The organism is Gulosibacter chungangensis, from assembly GCF_008831155.1.
In the GTDB taxonomy this organism is placed as follows: domain Bacteria; phylum Actinomycetota; class Actinomycetes; order Actinomycetales; family Microbacteriaceae; genus Gulosibacter; species Gulosibacter chungangensis.
This window is the reverse complement of the sequence record NZ_WBKB01000001.1, coordinates 664,221-683,272: the sequence shown is the minus strand read 5'-3', so window position 1 is coordinate 683,272 and position 19,052 is coordinate 664,221. Positions and strand designations below refer to the sequence as shown.

At 68.0% G+C, this 19,052-nt stretch carries 20 protein-coding genes; 14 read left to right on the top strand and 6 right to left on the bottom strand.

Annotated features, from left to right (window positions below; genetic code table 11):
- Positions 1-2: 2 nt before the first annotated feature.
- The 6 genes from F8O05_RS03080 to F8O05_RS03055 all read right to left on the bottom strand — a co-directional run bounded on the left by F8O05_RS03080 (position 3) and on the right by F8O05_RS03055 (position 5,454).
- Positions 3-1,151 carry an FAD-dependent oxidoreductase gene (locus tag F8O05_RS03080; RefSeq protein ID WP_158051252.1) on the bottom strand — a complete coding sequence of 383 codons (1,149 nt, stop codon included), beginning with the start codon at positions 1,149-1,151 and terminating at the stop codon, positions 3-5.
- A 46-nt stretch (positions 1,152-1,197) separates the two neighbouring features.
- Positions 1,198-1,545 carry a metal-sensitive transcriptional regulator gene (locus F8O05_RS03075; protein ID WP_158051251.1) on the bottom strand — a complete coding sequence of 116 codons (348 nt, stop codon included), beginning with the start codon at positions 1,543-1,545 and terminating at the stop codon, positions 1,198-1,200.
- Between the two features lie 70 nt (positions 1,546-1,615).
- Complete coding sequence (locus F8O05_RS03070) at positions 1,616-1,945, bottom strand: YHS domain-containing protein (RefSeq protein WP_158051250.1); 330 nt, start codon at positions 1,943-1,945, stop codon at positions 1,616-1,618.
- Between the two features lie 49 nt (positions 1,946-1,994).
- Positions 1,995-4,265, bottom strand: coding sequence for a heavy metal translocating P-type ATPase (locus F8O05_RS03065; RefSeq protein ID WP_158051249.1), 2,271 nt, complete (start codon positions 4,263-4,265; stop codon positions 1,995-1,997).
- A gap of 80 nt (positions 4,266-4,345) precedes the next feature.
- Positions 4,346-5,245 (bottom strand): hypothetical protein, encoded by a 900-nt coding sequence (locus F8O05_RS03060; RefSeq protein WP_158051248.1) that lies wholly within the window; start codon positions 5,243-5,245, stop codon positions 4,346-4,348.
- The gene (locus tag F8O05_RS03055) at positions 5,245-5,454 is read right to left on the bottom strand and encodes a heavy-metal-associated domain-containing protein (RefSeq protein ID WP_158051247.1); all 210 of its coding nucleotides are present in this window, start codon (positions 5,452-5,454) and stop codon (positions 5,245-5,247) included. Before F8O05_RS03055 ends, F8O05_RS03060 begins: the two co-directional genes overlap by 1 nt.
- Positions 5,455-5,592: 138 nt before the next feature.
- Here F8O05_RS03055 and F8O05_RS03050 point away from each other — a divergent pair, with 138 nt between their 5' ends.
- The 14 genes from F8O05_RS03050 (at position 5,593) to F8O05_RS02985 (ending at position 19,026) form a co-directional block, all read left to right on the top strand.
- Positions 5,593-6,528 carry a helix-turn-helix domain-containing protein gene (locus tag F8O05_RS03050; RefSeq protein ID WP_158051246.1) on the top strand — a complete coding sequence of 312 codons (936 nt, stop codon included), beginning with the start codon at positions 5,593-5,595 and terminating at the stop codon, positions 6,526-6,528.
- A 231-nt stretch (positions 6,529-6,759) separates the two neighbouring features.
- On the top strand, positions 6,760-7,725 hold the full coding sequence (locus F8O05_RS03045; RefSeq protein WP_225735713.1) for a bifunctional DNA primase/polymerase: 966 nt from the start codon (positions 6,760-6,762) through the stop codon (positions 7,723-7,725).
- Complete coding sequence (locus tag F8O05_RS03040) at positions 7,725-8,438, top strand: DUF2637 domain-containing protein (protein ID WP_158051245.1); 714 nt, start codon at positions 7,725-7,727, stop codon at positions 8,436-8,438. The genes F8O05_RS03045 and F8O05_RS03040 overlap by 1 nt, the downstream gene beginning before the upstream one ends.
- Positions 8,435-8,857 (top strand): hypothetical protein, encoded by a 423-nt coding sequence (locus tag F8O05_RS03035; RefSeq protein ID WP_192497005.1) that lies wholly within the window; start codon positions 8,435-8,437, stop codon positions 8,855-8,857. The genes F8O05_RS03040 and F8O05_RS03035 overlap by 4 nt, the downstream gene beginning before the upstream one ends.
- A 93-nt stretch (positions 8,858-8,950) precedes the next feature.
- Positions 8,951-9,829: a hypothetical protein gene (locus F8O05_RS03030; RefSeq protein ID WP_158051244.1), complete on the top strand. Its 879-nt coding sequence runs from the start codon at positions 8,951-8,953 to the stop codon at positions 9,827-9,829.
- Entirely contained in the window at positions 9,826-10,845 is a 1,020-nt protein-coding gene (locus F8O05_RS03025; RefSeq protein WP_158051243.1) for a ParB N-terminal domain-containing protein, read from the top strand. Before F8O05_RS03030 ends, F8O05_RS03025 begins: the two co-directional genes overlap by 4 nt.
- Before the next feature lie 42 nt (positions 10,846-10,887).
- Positions 10,888-11,574: a hypothetical protein gene (locus F8O05_RS03020; protein ID WP_158051242.1), complete on the top strand. Its 687-nt coding sequence runs from the start codon at positions 10,888-10,890 to the stop codon at positions 11,572-11,574.
- 13 nt (positions 11,575-11,587) lie between these two features.
- Positions 11,588-13,213, top strand: coding sequence for a M23 family metallopeptidase (locus F8O05_RS03015; protein ID WP_158051241.1), 1,626 nt, complete (start codon positions 11,588-11,590; stop codon positions 13,211-13,213).
- A complete protein-coding gene (locus tag F8O05_RS03010) occupies positions 13,213-13,479 on the top strand; it encodes a DUF6112 family protein (RefSeq protein WP_158051359.1) in 267 nt (88 codons plus the stop codon). The genes F8O05_RS03015 and F8O05_RS03010 overlap by 1 nt, the downstream gene beginning before the upstream one ends.
- A 101-nt stretch (positions 13,480-13,580) precedes the next feature.
- The gene (locus F8O05_RS03005; RefSeq protein WP_158051358.1) at positions 13,581-13,874 is read left to right on the top strand and encodes a DUF6112 family protein; all 294 of its coding nucleotides are present in this window, start codon (positions 13,581-13,583) and stop codon (positions 13,872-13,874) included.
- Positions 13,875-13,902: 28 nt separating this feature from the next.
- Entirely contained in the window at positions 13,903-15,246 is a 1,344-nt protein-coding gene (locus F8O05_RS03000) for a conjugal transfer protein TrbL (protein ID WP_158051240.1), read from the top strand.
- Positions 15,247-15,251: 5 nt separating this feature from the next.
- Positions 15,252-16,721 carry an SCO6880 family protein gene (locus tag F8O05_RS02995; protein ID WP_158051239.1) on the top strand — a complete coding sequence of 490 codons (1,470 nt, stop codon included), beginning with the start codon at positions 15,252-15,254 and terminating at the stop codon, positions 16,719-16,721.
- Positions 16,722-16,768: 47 nt separating this feature from the next.
- Positions 16,769-17,545 (top strand): hypothetical protein, encoded by a 777-nt coding sequence (locus F8O05_RS02990; protein ID WP_158051238.1) that lies wholly within the window; start codon positions 16,769-16,771, stop codon positions 17,543-17,545.
- Positions 17,542-19,026: an ATP-binding protein gene (locus F8O05_RS02985; protein WP_158051237.1), complete on the top strand. Its 1,485-nt coding sequence runs from the start codon at positions 17,542-17,544 to the stop codon at positions 19,024-19,026. The genes F8O05_RS02990 and F8O05_RS02985 overlap by 4 nt, the downstream gene beginning before the upstream one ends.
- Positions 19,027-19,052: the final 26 nt, after the last annotated feature.

Genomic DNA, 19,052 nt, shown 5'->3' with positions numbered 1-19,052 from the left:
TCTCAGGCTCGCACGCCGTGGAGGCGCTGCCCCCACTGGTAGACGGTGCCTACCGAGTCAATGCCTGTGACACCGACCACCGTGCCCTCCGTCTCGTGCCGGACGACGAACTCCTCGCCGTCCTCGAGGTGGGCTTCGGCGTCACCGCTGTACCCGACGCCGGAGATCATCTGCCCATAAACCATCGCCATGTAGGGGCTGCGCGGCAGATAGACATCCGGATCGCTCTCGAGGCCGAGCTCGTGCAGGGCGACCTGAGCAGCGTGGGTGCCCTGCGCCGCAGCGTCCTCCCAATGGTCGATGCGCCAGGTGCCGAGCGCATCATCGTGGTGGACCGCGACGCCACCGGCCGCATAGACATGCGGCGCATCGGTACGGAGGCGATCGTCGACGTCGATGCCGCCAGTCCAGGGTGCCGGGGCGGCGGGGGTCGTGCCGAGAGCCAGCACGAGGAAGTCTGCGACGACGGGGCTGTCGTTGTCGAGCGTGATGGCAACGCCCGTGTCGGTCACCTCGATGTGCCGTACGGTTCGGCCGAGGCGTGCGAGGACGCGCGCGCTGTGATCGGCGGCGAGACGTTCGGCCACGGGAGCGCCGAACGCAGTCACGCCGGGAACCTCACTACGGGAGATGAGCGTGACAATGTGTCCGTCGCTGTGCAGTGAGGAGGCCGTCTCGGCGGCGATGACCCCGCCGCCGTAGATCGCGACACGAGCTGGCCGCCCGAGGCCAGTCAGCAGCCTCCGCACGCGTAGGGCATCTTCCAGGGAATGAAGGGAACCCACTCGTCCCGCGTCCGTCACAGCGTCTTCGCCGCCGACGTCGGCGGGGAGCATGCGTGGCCTGCTGCCTGTAGCCACGATGAGCGCGTCGTAGGAGAGGCGTGTACCGGAGGCGAGCTGCACCTCCTTCGCCGACGTATCGACCTCGACCGCGGTGTCAGAGAGGACCTCGACGTCGGGCAGAGGAAGCTTGATCATCTCCGGAGGTGTCGGACCGAACGCAACTCCCTTGATGAGCATCCGCGTATAGGGCGTTTCGCCAGTCCGTACCGCGAGCGTGACCCGGATATCCTCACGCGATGCGAGAGCGCGGGCGGCGGCGACGCCGGCTGCCCCCGAGCCGAGGATGAGGACGTGATGCTTGGGCATGGAGATACTCCTGGATTGGTCGTGGCAGAGAGAAGCGCGGCAGTGTCTATGAGCGCACGAGCCGAGCGATGGCGTCGGTGGCCTCGATGATTTTCTGATCGGCCACCGGCCCGCCGGCGACGGCAGCGTCGAGGACGCAATGGCGGAGATGATCGTTGAGCAGGCCGAGAGCGACGCTTTCGAGTGCATTGGTGACGGCCGAGATCTGGGTGAGGATATCGATGCAGTACCGGTCCTCGTCGACCATGCGGTCGATGCCGCGAACCTGACCTTCGAGTCGTCGGAGACGGTTGCGGTACTGAGCCTTATCGGTGATGTAGCCGTGGCCGGATGTTGCGCCGTGCTCGCCCGACGGGCAGATGTCGAGGACGGGGTCGGTGGTAGGGATGGTCATTGTGGCTCCGATCAGGTGGTGGGGGTCGCAGGTCAGACGTGCTGGACTGCGACCCCCACGCGCTGGTGGGCTACGCCATGTTGGCGGCGTACTTGGCCGGGTCCGAGTCGAATGCGGGGCCACAGCCAGCGCAGCAGAAGTAGTAACGCTGGCCCTCGTAGTCTCGGAACAGACCCGCCGCTTCGGCGGCCTTCTTACTGACCGGGTTGCCGACCATGACCGGGCAGGTGGTCATGTCGCTGGCGTTGTCGAGCAGATTCTCACGACCGTTGCCGGCCGCTGCTGGGTTGGCAGAGCTGGTGCTGCAGCAGCTCGATGCAACCGGAGCCTCGACGACAGGAGCCGCCTGCGCCGGGGTGCTGCTGCAACAGCTGGACGTGGTCTGGGTGTCGTTCGTCATGCGTTGAATACCTTTCGCTTGGTGTGATGGGGAGGGTCGGTTCGCAGCCTTACTGCTTGGCAACGCTCTTGAACCCGCGCAGGCGCAGGCTGTTGCCAACGACGAAGACGCTGGAGAACGCCATCGCCGCTCCTGCGAGCATGGGGTTGAGCATGCCTAGCGCGGCAACTGGAATAGCCGCCACGTTGTAGGCGAATGCCCAGAACAGGTTGGTCTTGATCGTCGACAGCGTCTTGCGGGACAGCCGAATCGCGTCGACCGCGCTCCGCAGGTCTCCCCGCACGAGCGTGAGGTCGGATGCCTCGATCGCGACGTCGGTGCCGGTGCCCATCGCCAGGCCCAGGTCGGCCTGCGCCAGGGCCGGAGCATCGTTGACGCCGTCTCCGACCATCGCGACGACCTTGCCCTCCTTCTGGAGGCTGGTGACGACGTCGACCTTGTCCTTGGGCAGCACCTCGGCGATGACCTGCTCGATGCCGACCTCAGCGGCGATCTGGCGGGCGACCGCCTCGTTGTCACCGGTGAGCAGCACCGGGGTAAGCCCTAGATCCTTCAGGCCCTGGATGGCCTCGGCGCTGGTCGGCTTGACGGTGTCGGCCACGACGAGGATGCCGCGGGCTTGCCCGTCCCAGCCGATGGCGACGACGGTCTTGCCCTCGCCCTCGGCGCGAGACTTGGCCGAAGCGACCTCGCGGGAGAGCTTCTGCGACCAGTCGGCCAGCAGCGACTCCCGGCCCACGACCACGGCGATCCCCTCGACGATGCCCTGTACACCCTTGCCCTCAACGTTGGCGAAGTCCTCGGGCGTCGGCAGTGTGCCGACCTCCTGAGTGGCGCCCTTCGCAATGGCCTGGGCAATCGGGTGCTCGGAGGCGTCCTCCAGGGCACCGGCGAATCGCAGCAGCTCGGCGCGGTCCACACCAGGCTCGGTGATCACGTCGACCAGGGTCATCTTGCCGCTGGTGACGGTGCCGGTCTTGTCGAGGACCACCGTATCGACCTTGCGTGTGGATTCCAGCACCTCCGGACCCTTGATGAGGATGCCCATCTGGGCACCGCGCCCCGTGCCGACAAGCAGCGCCGTCGGAGTGGCGAGACCCAGCGCGCAGGGGCAAGCGATGACCAGGACCGCGACTGCGGCGGTGAACGCGGCCGCAACCGGGAATCCGGCTCCGAGCCACGCGCCCAGGGCGACTACAGCGATGACGATGACGATCGGGACGAAGACGCCCGAGATCTTGTCGGCGAGGCGTTGGACCTCGGCCTTGCCGGTCTGCGCGTCCTCGACGAGCTTGGCCATCTGTGCGAGCTGCGTGTCCGACCCGACGCGGGTCGCGCGGACCACGAGCCTGCCGCCCGCGTTCACGGTAGCTCCGGTGACGGGGTCGCCTTCGCCGACTTCCACGGGTACGGACTCGCCGGTCAGCATCGACGCATCAACCGCGGAGGTGCCGGAGACGACCACGCCGTCGGTGGCAATCTTCTCGCCGGGGCGGACGATGAACTCGTCGCCCACCTGCAGCTCGTCGGTCGGGATTTTCGTCTCCACGCCGTTGCGCAGCACGGAGACTTCCTTGGCGCCGAGTTCGAGCAGTGCGCGGAGCGCCGCCCCGGCCTGGCGCTTGGACCGCTTCTCGAAGTAGCGTCCCGCGAGGATGAACATCGTCACGCCCGCGCCGACCTCGAGGTAGATGTTCGCGGCGCCGTCGGACGGGGCAATCGTCAGCTCGAACGGGTGCGTCATGCCGGGCGTGCCCGCCGTGCCGAAGAACAGGGCGTACAGCGACCACAGCAGCGCGACCGACGTGCCCATCGAGATGAGCGTGTCCATCGTTGCCGCGCCGTGCTTCAGGTTCGTCCACGCAGCCTTGTGGAACGGCCATGCCGCCCACACGATCACCGGCGCCGCGAGCGCCAGCGATGCCCACTGCCAGTAGGTGAACTGCAGGGCCGGAATCATCGCCATCGCGATCACCGGGACGGTGAGCACGATCGCCCCGATCAGCCGATGCCGTAGCGACGTCAGCTCCGCATCTTCCTCAGGCGTGTCGTCGGAGTCAGACTGGGCAGCCTTCGTGTGCTTCGGCTTCGGCAGCGCCGCGGTGTACCCGGTCTTCTCCACCTCCGCAATCAGCAGCGCAGGGTCATATCCGGTCGGTACGGTGACCTTGGCCTTCTCGGTGGCATAGTTGACCGTCGCCGAGACACCGTCGAGCTTGTTCAGCTTCTTCTCGATCCGGTTCGCGCAGGAGGCGCAGGTCATTCCGCCGATCTCCAGCTCGATGTCCGGCCCACCCGCAGGTGGCGCTGATGTGCTCATCCTCTTCCTTCTCTTTCAGCTTCTAGCGACGGCCAGAACTCAACGGGCGTGGTCGTCTGGGTAAGATTCGTTGTCTGCGCTCAGTGGCCCGTATCGAGCACGAATTCGGCGGTATGAACCTGCCCGTCGACCTGGAAGTCCAGGTACAGCAGGTAGCGGCCCTCGGTCGGAGGCTCCGCGGCGAACGCGATCTCCGGTCCAGCGGTGTCACCGGGCTGCGGTTCATCGCCCTCGGCGTGGACGTGCAGATAGGCGAGATCGCCTTCACGCAGCGCGACCAGGTGACCGAACGCGCCGAGATAGGGCTCCAGCGTCGTCACGGGCTTGCCGTCACGAGTAATCGAGATCGTCAACTCGCTCGAGGAGCCCGCATTGAGGTGCCCGTCGATCGTTACGGTGTACCCGTCGACCTCGTCGGTGGCCTGAACGGCGCTCTGCTCAGGGGTAAAGTCACCCGAGACCTGAACTGTGCGAGTCAGCGTGATGGCTGATGCATTCTCGCCGACCGGGGTGAAGTCCGCGAACACCCGGTAGGTGCCCGCTTCCTCCCACGTCCACGGGATCGACCAGGTGCCCGTGCCCTCGTTCAGCACCGGGTGAGCGTGATGGAACTGCGTGCCATCGCTGCGTACGACGATCAAGTGCAGATCCTTCTCATGGGCCGTGGTGAACTCCGTCACCGGGTCGCCAGCCTCGTCGAGGATCTGGAAGCTCATCGTGCCTTCGGTGCCCGCAGCCGTGGGCGCCTGGACGGCCGAGAGCACGAAACCGTCGGCGTCCAGCGAGAGGCCGTTCAAGGTGTGACCCTCAGCCTCCTGCTTGGAGTCTCCGTGGCCGCCGCCGTGCCCAGCCGTCTCGCTCTGTTCCGCCCATGCGGCGACGTAGCTATCGGGCACGACGATGCCGGACAGCCCGAAGGCTGCGCCGAACGCCGCGACCAGCCCGACACCGTAGAGCGCGAGCCTTGCTGGTGCCTTCATCAGACGCGCACCGCCGAGTAGCCGGCCTCCTCGACAGCCGCCAAAACCTTCGCGTCGTCGATGTCACCGGAGGCGGTGACCACGAGCTTGCCGGTCTGCGCGCTGACCTGGATGTCCTCGACGCCGGAGATCTCGCTGACTTCCTCGCGGATCGACATCTCGCAGTGCCCGCAGGTCATGCCCGTCACCTGGTACTCGTTCGCAGCCATCAGGTATCCTCCTTCGTAGGTAGTACCCCTACCGGGTACGTGTACAGGATGCAACGGTATACCCCTTGTGGGTATTCCCGCAAGGGCGGCGGCTCGTGCTCAAGGGGATCTGCCCACCCGCAGGATCGATGGCTCGCGATGGATGATGACGCCGGCACTCCCAGCTCGTCACGTACCGGCGAGCGTCCGCTCGTGCCTCTCATCGCACGATCGCGGACGATCTACCATCGAGTGGATCCTGTCGCCTATGACTGCGTGAAAGTGATCATCGTCAGAGACGGAACGGCGATTGTCTTCTCAGAGTTCGGGCAGAAGCCGGTACGACCAGGTGACGTTGTGTTGCTGGCCGCGAACACCCTGTGCGCATCGGAGCCGGAGGGCCACGTTACGGTGACCTCGGTCTCGTTGGACCCGGACTATCTGCTCGATCAGGTGCGCTGGCAGTTTGCTGGCGTCCTCCGAGATCGGCTAGACGCACAAGGTTTCGCGGACGCGATCTACACGGAACCGGCTCAGATCCTTCGTCTTGGTGAAGATCGGGCCGGGATGCTGACGCCCTGGCTGGACGAACTCGTCGCGCTCAGCATCGAACGACAGTTCTCTCGCGACTACTTCCGGATTCAGGCACTTTGGTTCTCCATCACGCATGTAATCGCTCCGTACATCAAGGTTTCTCCGGTACGGGTTTCGTCCTCACAGCGTGCGCATATCCGGCCCACGCTGCCGAGGGACCGACGCTTCGCCCCGTTGCGCGCCGAGGCCCGCCATGCTGCCGAGCTGCTGCGCGAAGCACCAGCACACCGATGGACACTGGAGGATCTAGCCGCACAGGTGCACCTGTCGTCGTCGCAGCTCGCTCGCGTATTTGTAGAGGCGTATGGGAAGACGCCACTGGCGTTCCTGACGATGGTGCGAGCCGAGCATCTCGCCCGATACTTGCGAGAGACCGATATGTCCGTCGCTACGGCGATGCGGGAGGTCGGCTGGCACTCCCGCAGCCACGCGACAGAGCTGTTCCGCCAATACGTCGGGCTCACTCCTGGTCAATACCGGCAGAAGCGCGCACGAATCTGACGTTGTGCCCGTTCTGGCCATGCTATGTGCCCGTAATCAGGATCGTTGCCGCACTCGAGCCCTTCGAGGCCGACTCGTCCGGTAGTCCGGTAGAGACTCGTCGGGCTCATTTCTGGCCTGGCGGTCGAAGTCTCGTTCCCTCGTCCGCCTCCTGATCCTCCCGGCGCGTACCTCGCGATCGCGCAGCCCTCCATCACGGAGCGGCTATGGCAGGCAGAGGGAGGCGAAGTGATGGTGCGAACGGACGAACCCCGTCAGATGGTGACGAGCGGTGGTCACGCCGAGGACATCGCCGTGCTGTTTCGCCAGCTCGGTGGGATGCCGCTGCCGATGGCGGCGCACGCGATCGCGTCCGCGGGAGTGCCGGTGTTCCCGTGCGTGCCTGGCAAGAAGAACCCGATCGTTCCGTCCGGCTTCAAGCTCGCGACCGACGACCTTCGCCAGGTAGACGGCTGGTGGCGCTGGCAGCCGCAGGCGAACATCGGTATCCCCACGGGTGAGGCTTCGGGCCTGGTCGTGATCGACGTGGATCTGCACGGCACGAACGGGTATACCGCCTACGCCCGAGCCGTCAGAGCGGGCCTGATCCCCGAACCGCTGGTCACCGTCGTTACGCCGACCGGCGGACAACACTCCTACTTCCCGGCCGACCCCGCGCATGAGCAGCGGTCATGGGCCATCGGCGACGTGGGCGTGGACTGTCGCGGCGACGGGGGCTACATCGTCGCCCCGCCGTCGATGGTTCGACTGGACGGTGCTCATCGTGCATACCGGGTCGAGCAGACGGCTGTGGGCAGCGTGCAGCCGGTCGACGCCGCGCGTCTGCGTGAGTTCCTCAAGCCGCGCCCGCCGCGCCGGCCGGTGCCGCCGGGGCGACAGGTGGGTCGAACGGATGCGGCTCGGCTGGGCGCGTGGTTGGCGCGGCAGGCCACCGACAGGAACATCAAGCTCTTCTGGGCGGCGTGCCGACTTGCTGAGGGCAACGTGCCCGTCACCGTGGCACTCGACGCGTTGATGCTGGCCGCTCAGGAGGACTTCGGTGAGCGCGAGATCACACGCACCGTGTGCAGCGCCTACCGAACCGTCGGCGCTGGTGGTCGCGGTCGCGACCCGTCGGTCGGTCATCGTCGCTCGTTTGGGGACGGCCTGGTTCCTCGAGCCACGGAGTCGTGCGCTTCCGCGTCGAGGGTGCTGTGATGAAGGGCCAGTCGCGGCGGTGGGCGGTGGCGACGGCGACCGGGGGCACGGTCGGGATCGCCGGGTTCGCGTTCTGGCTGTCGTTCATCGCGCTCACCGATCTGGCCCGCCGTTCCGGTGTGGCCGAGGGGCAGGCGTGGGCGTGGCCGCTCATCGTCGATGGCCTGATCGTTGTGGCAACGGTCGCGGCGTTCGCGCTCGACGGGCACCGTTCGGCCTGGTATCCGTGGCTGCTACTCATGGCCGCGACGGGTGTGTCGGTCGCCGGGAACGTCATGCACGCGACGGTCACCGCCGAATCCGGCGTGCCGGCCCTCCTGGCCGGATGCGTCGCCGCGGTACCACCGATGATGCTGCTGGCAAGCACGCATCTGACGGTCGTGCTGATCCGCTCGACACGTCCAGTCGAACCCGACACCGCGCCTCTTCCGGATTTGGCGGAAGGAGCGTCCGGCTCCTTGCTGGGCGAGTCGGCACTGGAGGCGAGCGACGCGCACCAGGAACTGGATCGCCGGGCCGTCGCGGCCCAGCTGCGCGAGCAGGAATGGTCGAACAGGGCCATCGCCCGGCTCCTGGGCGTGCATCCCGCGACGGTCGGCAGATGGCTGCCACGCCCCGACCAGCCCGACGAAGCCGAGGAGCCTCATGCTCACCATGCCGATGAGACCGACCCCTCCGGGGCGGAACTGGTGAAGCAAGGAGCAGACCAATGAACGAGCAGGAGTACGAGCAGCGGGAACTCGCCGAGCGACACCACCGCGCCGCCAAGGCCGCGCGGGCAGGGCAGGCCGACTCCGAGGCGCGCCCCGCGCAGGCCGCGGAGGCGGCGACGCCGGATGCGGTGAAGGAAGCCGAGGTGTCCCGGCAGGCGGTGAAGCAGCGGCTCGCGCAAATGCGTGGCCGTGGCGTGGATTGGGTGCGCCCGACCGACCTGATGGCGCATCACGCCGGGTCGCTGTCGCAGCGCGGTATCGACTTCACCGCCGAGCAGAGCCGCCGCCTTCGGGCACCGCTGGAAGCGCACGCGCAACGGATCGCCGAGCGGGCGCGCCGCCTGCCGTCCTTGAGCGCCTTCGGACGCCACGGGACCGCCGATCAGGGCCAGAGCCGGTCCGGGGTCGGGATGAGGTAGCAGGGGTGGTGATGAGTCATGGACGCCCGCAAGGCCGAGGCGAGTTCCGCAGTCCGCTGCGGGCTCACCTCCCCGCCAGGAGGCGACCAGACCATGACTCACGACACCACAACGACCCATCCGGCAAACGGCCGGGCGGCTGAGGACTACCGCACCAGCGACGGACTGCGCGCGCTGCTCAACCGGCTCCATGCTGCGGGCAAGCACGCCTGGGAGCACGACCCCGTGGCGGCGGAGCTGATGCAGTTCGCGGCTGAGAAGTACGCCGCCCTCGCGACCAAGCACCGGCTCGACCCGTGGGAGGCCGCATCGGCCGCGTTCGACGTGATGCGCACCAAGTCCGCCCGAACGGCGGAAGACCCGTGGGCGGTGGTCACCCATGCCGTGCGGATCACCTGCATCGCGGAGGAACGCGGCCAAGGGCTCCTGTGCTCCACGCATCAGGCACGCCGGCCTCGCTACTCGGTCTTCCACGACGCCGAACGACTCTCCGACCGCGAGAACGTCCTCTCCGACTATCACCCTGCGTTCCAGGTCCGCGACGCCCACCTCGGCGATACCGCAGCTGATGAGCCCAGCCGATCGGATGCCACCACCGCAGCGGCAGCAGTGGAGGACGCCATCACGCTCCTGACCCTGCTCGGCTGGCAGATCGGCACCGCCAGGGCGTGCGTCGAGCACGTCTGCGCGGCGCTGACCCGCGTCGGGAACCGACACACCGCCTACGAGACACTGCGCCGCGACAAGCACGCCCGCGCGCTGCTCGATCTGCCTGCCCGCTCCTGGGCTGTGCTGTTGCGGGCACTGCTCGGCACCCCGCAGGCCGAGCTTGCCGCGACCGCCGCAGGACGCGGGGTGCTGCTGCGGCTGCTGATCGGCGAGACGCTGCCGCTGCTGCTCCGGGACGACGACCTCGTGCTGACGCTTTCGCTGGCCGCGCCCGGCACCAAGGCGGGACGAGGTGCGAGATGAGCGCACCAGCCGGGCACATCGAACTGGAGCGGACGGTGGAGTCGATCATCATCGGCCACCGGCACCGCGCCGAGCTGGGAGACATCGACGCACTCGCTGCGTCGATCGAACGCGACGGGCTACTGCAGCCGCCGACGATCACCCCGGACGGCGTGCTGGTATGCGGGGCGCGACGGCTCGCCGCGATCAAGAGACTCGGCTGGCGGAGGGTCAGCGTGTGGGTGCGATCCGGGATCTCTGACCAGCTCGGGCTGCTGCTGGCCGAGCGCGACGACAACCTGCTCCACAAACCGCTGACTCCCACCGAAGCCGCGGCGCTGTACCGGGAGATCAAGGGGCTCATGGCCGAGGACGCGGCCCGCAGGAAGGCGCTCACGCAGTTCCAGGACGGGCACGAGCCGGGAAGTCATGGTCCCGCCGATTCGGCGGGACCAGCAGGGTCGCTCCAACTCGGCGACGCTCGCCAGCAGGCCGCGCAGATGGTGACCGGCTCGTCCTCCTACACCCGCCTGGAGCAGATCGGATTCCTGCAACGCCTCGCGACCGATCTCGCCGCCTCGGACGCTCTGCGGGCACTGGCGCAGGATGGCCTGGTTCAGATCGAGGCCGGCGCAGCCGTCAACCCGATCTTCCAGCGCGTCCGTGACGCACGCGCCGAGGCGGAGACCGAACGAGACCGGCTGCTGCACGACCTCGCGAGCGACGCCCTGGAACGCGCCCACGCCACCAAGGGCGCGAAGGCCACCAAAGCGAAGACCGACGCCGCACCGCGGTCGCCGTCACAGGCAGAGAACGCCTTGCCGCTGCGGTACTCCGTGCGCGCCTTCGTCATGACCTGGGGCGAGATGGTGTCCTGGTGGTCGCACTACGACCTCTACGAGCTGGCGGTCGAACTGACCGACGAGCAGATCGACGCCTTCTTCGCGACGGTGGACGGGACCGTCGAGTTCACCGAGCAACTCCGTCAGGCACGGGCCAGGATGCGATCCGGCCGGCCGCTGCTGCGCGCCCTCTGAGCCCTCGAGTCCTGCCAGTCCGGGGCGGGCTCACCTCGGGGCATGAAGACGAACTCTGCCTCCTGGTCCCGTGGCCGACGCATCGCGGTGATCGCCGCCGGCCTCGTGCTGCTCCTGATCGGAGTCGGCGCGTACGGGCTGATCGCCGGCCCGCGACAGCCCACCGACCCCGCGCCCGCCCCGGCCCCGACCGTCACCGTTCCCGGTGAGTCCGACACCGGCAGACCTGGTCCGCCACGGGTGATCCCATCGAACGACCCCGACGAGTTCGCCCGCAACATCGCCACGGCGCTGTTCGCCTGGGACACCGGCTCCGGGCTGATGCCACTGGACTACTCCGCCGCGATCTTGGAGGTCGGTGACCCGTCCGGCCACGAGCAGGCCGGCCTCGCCTCCGACATCGCCGGCTACCTGCCCACCCGTGATGCGTGGATCGAGCTGCGCAAGTACGCGACCATCCAGCACCTCACGATCGACAACTCCTTCGTGCCCGAGGCCTGGGGCCAGGCGGTCGATCAGGCGCAGCCCGGCCAGCTCCCGCCCGGTGCCACCGCGGTCACGATCGAGGGCACCCGGCACCGCGAAGGCGTCTGGAACGGCGAACCCGTGACCTCGGAACACTCGGTGTCCTTCACCGTGTTCCTGGCCTGTCCACCGCCGTCACCGCAGTTCCGCACCGGCTTCTGCCATGTGCTGCGACTGTCGCAGCTCGACAACCCGCTCCGATAGCCGGGGGCTCGTCGTGGTCACGAAGCTCCTCATTCTCGGGCTCGCGTTCGTGCTGTTCGGACCAGCCAGCATCCTGCTCGCCATCGGCGTGCTGATGAACCCCGCCGTCGCGAACTGCGCCGTCCCCGGCGGCAGCGTCACCGTGGCAAACGTCCCCGACGCGCTGACGGTCACCACCGCCGACGGCACCACGTTCACGCTGAACAAGACGCAACTCACGCACGCGGCCACGATCATCACCATCGGCGGCGGGATCGAGGGCGTCGGCCGTCCGGGAGTCAAGATCGCGCTGATGGCCGCGCTCACCGAGAGCACCCTGCGGATGCTGGCGAACACGAGTGCCTATCCCGAGAGCGGTTCGTACCCGAACGACGGCAACGGCGGCGATCATGATTCGCTCGGCTTGTTCCAGATGCGGCCGCAATCGGGCTGGGGCACCGTCGCGGAACTGATGGACCCGCAGTACCAAGCCAAGGCTTTCTTCGGAGGGGCAGGCGGCCCTAACTTCCCAAGCCCAAGAGGATTGCTGGACATTCCCGGCTGGCAGCAGATGGACCCTGGCGAGGCCGCGCAAGCCGTCGAGGTTTCGGCCTTCCCCGATCGCTACCAGAACTACGCGCCCGTCGCTGATGCGATTCTGGATGCTCTCACGACGGTGGCGCGTGCGAACGGCGGCGGCTCGGCGGCGCCGGCCTTGGCGGAGTCGTCGCGGGTCGTGTTCCCACTTCCCGAAGGCACCTGGGTAAAGACTGACGACTTCGGGCCGCGTGTCCATCCGATCACAGGCGAGCAGACATTCCACACCGGGCTCGATCTCGGGGCCCCCGGCGGCACTCCGATCCTGGCCGCCGCTGACGGCCGGGTCACGGTCGCAGAGTTCTCCGGTGGCTATGGCGGCCTCATCATGATCGAGCACACCATCGACGGCAAGACCATAGCGACCGCCTACGCACATATGTGGCAGTCAGGCATCCTTGTGCAGGCCGGCGACAGGGTTACGGCAGGTCAACACATCGGCGATGTCGGCAGCAGCGGCATGTCGACAGGCGATCATCTGCACTTCGAGGTTCGGCCAGGTGGCACGAACGCCGAAGCGGTTGACCCTGCCGGCTGGCTCAACGCGCACGGTGCCGCGAACCTGCCTGAGCCCACCGGCGATATCGGCGGCGGTTGTACATCTGGGGCTACGAACGCGGGCGCACCGATGCCGCTCGATGGTGACCCGAACCTGATGGTCGGCGACGCCACCAGTGACGGGCAGATCACAGCGCGTCTGGCGCATCTGATGGTGCAGACCAAGACTGCTTTCCCTGACACCGCCTGGGGATGCTACTCACCTCGACCGGGCACGAGATCAGAACATCCATTGGGCAGAGCTTGCGACATCACCTTCGGAAACCGAATCGGAACGCGCCCGACACCGGCACAGCTCGAGGCCGGGTGGCGGGTGACGAACTGGATGAAGACCAACGCCGATCTCCTCGGCGTTGAGTACCTGATCTGGCAGGGGAAGATCTGGTCCGTTGCCCGCGACTCTGAGGGATGGCGGCCCTACGACGGCGGCGGGATGCATGACCCGAACGACGTGACGGGCGGCCACTACGACCACCTGCACGTCACCGTCAAGGCCGGTGCGTGATGGGTGTCTTCCCCGACTTCGACGGGCTCGGCGGGATCGGCGACCTGAAACAGGTCGTCGGCGCGCTGCTGATGATCGTGCTCATCGTGGCGGTGCTCATGGTCATCGTCTCAGCGATCTGCTGGGCGGTGGGGACGTCGCACGGCAATCACTCGCTTGCCTCGAAAGGCAGGGTCGGTGTGCTCGTCGGCGTCGCCGGGGCTGCGCTCGCCGGGGCCGGCGTTGCGTGGGTGAACTGGCTGATCGCCTTGGGCAACCAACTCTGACCTCACCACCTATGAAGGCCCGCTCTCCGCGTGGAGAGCGGGCCTTCGTCATGTCCTCTCGCGCCAGGAGGTTCCTGGTTCACCTCGCCGCCACAAACCCAATGGCTCAGCGAGGGAGTACCACCGTGATCGACATCGACCCCAACAGCAATGGTCTGCCCGGCATCGAACAGCTCCGCACCATCGTCGGTGCGGTGATGACGGTGGGCTTGGTCCTGGCTGTCCTGGCTCTGATCGTCTCGGCGATCGTCTGGGCTTACGGCGCGAACTCCAGCAACCCTCACCTCGCCGGGCGGGGCAAGCTCGGCGTGCTGATTTCCTGCGGGGCCGCGGTGATCTGTGGGGCCAGCGTGACGTTGGTCAACTTCTTCTGGAACGTCGGCCAGGCCGTCTGAGCGCGCCCCGCACAGCAGGAGATTCGTGATGGGTGTCTGCGACGTTCCCGTGATCTCGACCGTCTGCGACATCGCTGGCGAGGCCGCCGCGACGGTCGTGGCCGCCCCGTTCGACTGGCTCGCTCAGGCGATGGGCGGCGCGGCCGGATGGCTGATCGAGGCGATGTGGACCGTGTTCGACACGACCACCCTGGTCGATGTCCGGGCGGACGGGTTCACCAGCGTCTACAACTTGATCTTCGGCATCGGGGTCTTCTTGGTGCTGGTCTTCTTCTGTCTCCAACTCATCACCGGGTTGGTTCGCCGCGACCCGACCGCGTTGTCCAGGGCCGCGCTCGGCGCGGCGAAATCGGTGCTCGGCGCGTTCGTCGTCGTCACGCTGACCGCGCTCGCGCTGGAGATTGTGGATCAGCTCTGCATCGGCATCGTGCAGGCCGCCGGTGAAACCACGGGCTCGATGGGCGACAAGATCGCCCTCCTTGCCGCTGGGCTCGCTGGTATCAACATTGCGGCTCCGGGCGTGGGTGCGATCGTCACGATCTTCCTCGCCGGTCTGATGATCGCTGCGGTCGCGATCGTGTGGTTCAGCCTGCTGATCCGCAAGGCGCTGCTGCTGGTCGGGGTCGTGCTCGCGCCGATCGCGTTCTCCGGCGCGTCCTGGGACGCGACGCGCGGATGGATCGGCAAGTGGGCTGCCTTCGTGATCGCCCTCATCATCAGCAAGCTCGTCCTCGTCGTCGTCTTCCTGTTGGCGATCACGCAGATCGCGACCCCGATCGAGCTGGACATCTCAGCGGTGACCGAACCGATCACCGGGATCGTCCTGCTTGGGATCGCGGCCTTCGCGCCGTACATGGTCTATCGCTTCGTGTCCTTCGTCGGGTTCGACCTCTACCAGCAGATGGGGACGGAGCAGGAGGCGAAGAACGCCCTCAATCGTCCGATCCCGGTGCCCGCCAGGCCGAAGGGTGGCGGGGAGCCGCAGAAGGTTCTCGAAGATCCCAAGGGCGGCGGACCCGGTGGCGGGTCAGGTGGCGCACCGCCACCGCCCTCGGGCTCCGCACCGACCGCCGGGTCGGGTGCCGCCAGCACGGCCGGCGCTGGTGCGAGTGCCGGAGCTGGTGCCGGGGCAGGTGCGGCTGCCGCTGGACCCGCTGCTGCGGTCGTCGTCGGTGCGCAGGTCGTCAAGGGAGCCGCTGAGGCTGGGCCGAAGGCCGGCCACGCGGTCGCGGGCCAGGCCGAGACCGCCGCCGGCGCGGCAGGAGGCGACGGCGGCGTCGCGCCCTCGCAGACGCCGCCGCCACCGTCGGCACCGCAGCCGCGCACTCCGGCACCGTCGCGGCCCGCTCCGCCCGCGAGCGGAAGGGAGTGACTGCGATGTCTACCAGGAGGGAACAGCGCAGCACCGGCAGTGAGCTGACGCCGATGAAGTTCTCCCGGCTCTCGCGACGAGGCGTGCTGCTGGGACTTTCCGTCGCGCAGCTCATCACGCTCGGTATCGGCGGGCTCACGCTGCTGGCTGCGTTCTACGGTGGTGCCGGGATGCTGCTGGCCTACTCCGCCCCGATCTGGGTGCTCTGCGCGGCGCTGACGTGGATACCGGTCGCGGGCCGTCCGATCGTTGAGTGGCTTCCGGTCGTGTGCTGGTGGCTGTGGCGATCCACGGGCGGGCAGCTGCTCTACCGCAGGCGGATCGTGAAGCCGCGCCCGGCGGGCAATCTCGCGCTGCCGGGCGACATGGCTCGGTTGCGGGAGTACCGCGACCCGGAGTCGAAGGCGTGCATGATCCACGACCCGCGCCAGGCCACGCTCACCGTCGTCTGCGAGGTCACGCATCCCGCGTTCGTGTTGTTGGACCCCGGCGAGCAGGAACGCCGGGTCACGTCGTGGGGGCGGGTGCTGGCGACGGTCTGCCGGTCCGGTCGGATCGCGACCCTGCAAGTGCTGGAGAGGACCCTGCCGGACTCCGGCAGCGGCCTGGCGGAGTGGTGGTCTGAGCATGGCACCGCCGATGGGTCGTGGGCCGCGACCACCTACGCCGAGCTGATCGAACGCGCTGGCCCCGCCGGGGAACGGCACGCCACGACGATCAGCCTGTCCCTGGACATGAAGACGGCCGCCCGACAGATCAGAACCGCGGGCGGCGGCATCCGTGGCGCAGCCGCGGTGCTCCGGCAGGAGATGGCGACCCTCACCGCGGCGCTACGCTCGGCGGACCTGACCCCGACCGGCTGGCTCGGCCCTGGACAGGTCGCCGTGATCCTGCGCTCGGCCTACGACCCTGCCGTCGCGGCGACGCTGGAACGACACGGACGGCTCGGGCAGGAGCTCGCCACGGCCGGCCCGGTCGCGGTCACCGAGACCTGGGGAAACCTGCGCACAGATTCCGCCTGGCACGCCGTGCTGTGGGTGTCGGAATGGCCCCGCAGCATGGTCTATCCGGGATTCCTCGCCCCGGTGCTGCTGTCCACCGGAATCCAACGGTCGATGTCGCTGATCTACACGCCGATGCGCTCCGACCAGGCCGCCCGCGACATCCGCAAGAAGAAGGTCGAGCACATCAGCGATGCCGCCCAGCGGGCACGGATGGGTCAGATCGAGGACGCCAGCCAGACGGCCGAATACCAGGATGTTCTTCAGCAGGAAGCCGATCTGACCGCCGGGCACGGGGTGCTCCGCGTCTCGGGCCTCGTCAGCGTCTCCGCGCCCACGCTCGACGAGTTGGAGGCCGCGACCGCCGCGATCGAGCAGTCCGCGATCCAAGCGTCGTGCGAGACCCGCCGACTCGTCGGTCAGCAAGCGGTCGCGTTCACGGCGGCCGCGCTGCCGCTGTGCCGGATCGTGTGACGCCGCGCCCACCTCACAGGCAACCCGAACCCGCCAAGGAGACCGTGATGCCCACGTTCACGAACCCGACCAGCGACGCCAACTCCGCCAGCGAGGCGCTGCGCGGGCTCGCGCACGCCACCCGGACCTTCCAGGAACCGGCCGACACCTACCGGGTGATCGGCGACCTGCTGGGTGGGGTTCGCTCCCTCCGGCAGGTACTCGATCAGCTCGCCAGCGTGCACGACTCCCACCGCGACCGAGTCACCGACGATGCCCGCGACTACGCGGCCGGTGCCACCGCAGCGACCTCGGCGGCAGACGAGCTGCGTCAAGCCGCCGCGCTCGTCGACCAGGCCGAGGACCGCCTCAACACGGCGATGATCCACTCCGGCCGGATCGTGTGGAGTCCCGGCGACCGGCTCGTCGAGCGATGGATCGGCGTCGTGTTCCTACAAGGTGACGATGCCGATTACATGCTCGACCTCATCGAACAGCAAGGGTGGCAGAAGGGCATCGAGAACCTGAGCGCGTGGGACTACGGCACCGAGACCACCGACGCCGCGATGGTCAACGGCGACGTTCACGATGCCGCCCCGGTCTATCCGGGCGACCGGCAGGACGAGACCGGCGAGTACGTCATGACCTACAACGCGCAAGCGGGTCACGTCGCGCTCTACCGCCGGCACCTGATCCCCGCCGAGGACGCGATCGACCCACCCGACGAGGCACCCGCACAGCCCGACGCAGGCATCGAGGCGCGCCGCAGCGCGATCCGCGCCGGTGAGTGGTTCGAACCGGCCGCGATCACCGAAGTCAAGCTGGCCAGGAGGCTGGCACTGTGAGCCGGGACGAGAAGCTGCACACCGCCGTCCTCGTTGCCCCGGCATCGGAGCGGCGTCGGCTGCGCAAGGCGCGCAGAGGGGCGGCGGCGCGGCTTGTCGCCGAGCAACGTCAGGCTGAGAAGGAAGCAGCTCGAGCCAAAGCAGAAGCCGCGCGCGCCGAACAGCGCGCCACGGTCTATCTACCTGCGGCGGGAGAGCCCGGCCCCGCGAGCCTCTGGTCACCAGGCCGGTTCCGGCTGTCGCGCCACCAGGACACCAGCGCCGTGCTCGCGGGCCAGTACCCATTTCTCGCCGAGGCGGGGCTGGGGCCGGCGGGCATGTTCATCGGTCAGGATCTGTACTCGGGCTCGTCGTTCGTCTACGACCCGTGGGTGCTCTACCAGCGGGGCCTCATCACCGCCCCGAACTTGATCCTGGCGGGCATCGTCGGCTCCGGGAAATCCAGCCTCGCTAAGAGCCTCTACACGCGCAGCTTGCCCTTCGGATACAGGGTTTATGTTCCCGGAGACCCGAAAGGCGAACACAGCGGAGTCGCCGAGGCGGTCGGCGGGAAGGCGATCATCCTCGGGCACGGGATGGGCACCCGCCTGAATCCGCTCGACGAGGGCTACCGGCCCGGCGGCCTGTCCGACTTGGAATGGGCCACCACCCTCGCCGCGCGGCGGCGCGACCTTCTCGGCGCGCTCACCGAGACGGTTCTCGACCGGCCGCTCGCGCCGTTGGAGCACACCGCGATCGACACCGCCCTGGCTGGCACGGTTCGCGACGCGGAAGTGCCGATCCTGCCCATGGTGGTCGATCGGCTGCTGCGTCCCGATCCCGCCGACGACCCCGACGGACGGCTCACGGAAGACGGCAGGCTCGTCGGCCACGCTCTGCGCCGGCTGGTCGCCGGGGACTTGGCCGGCCTGTTCGACGGCCCGAGCACGGTGCGCTTCGATCCGACCTTGCCGATGGTCAGCCTCGACTTGTCCCGCGTCACCGAGAACTCCACCCTCATCAGCGTCCTCATGACGTGCTCGTCCGCGTGGATGGAAGCGGCCTTGCTCGATCCCAATGGGGGCCGCAGATGGGTGATCTACGACGAGGCATGGCGATTGATGAGCCATCCTGCGCTGCTGCGAAGGATGGACGCGCACTGGCGACTGGCCCGGCACTACGGGCTCGCGAACCTACTCATCTTTCACAAGCTGAGCGACCTGGAGAACGTCGGTGACGTCGGTTCGGCGAGCCGCGGATTGGCGAACAGCCTGCTCGCGAACGCGGAGACCCGGATCGTGTACCGGCAGGAGACCGACCAGCTCGGTCCCACCGCCACCGCGCTCGGGCTGACCGGCACCGAGCAGCGCCTTCTGCCTGGCCTCGGCACCGGGCAGGGACTCTGGCGGATCAAGGACAGGTCGTTCGTCGTGCAGCACCAGCTTCACCCCGCCGAGCTGCGCGCTTTCGACACCACGGCCCGGATGACAGACAAAGTTTAAAGTTCGTCGAACTATTGAAGGTTTTC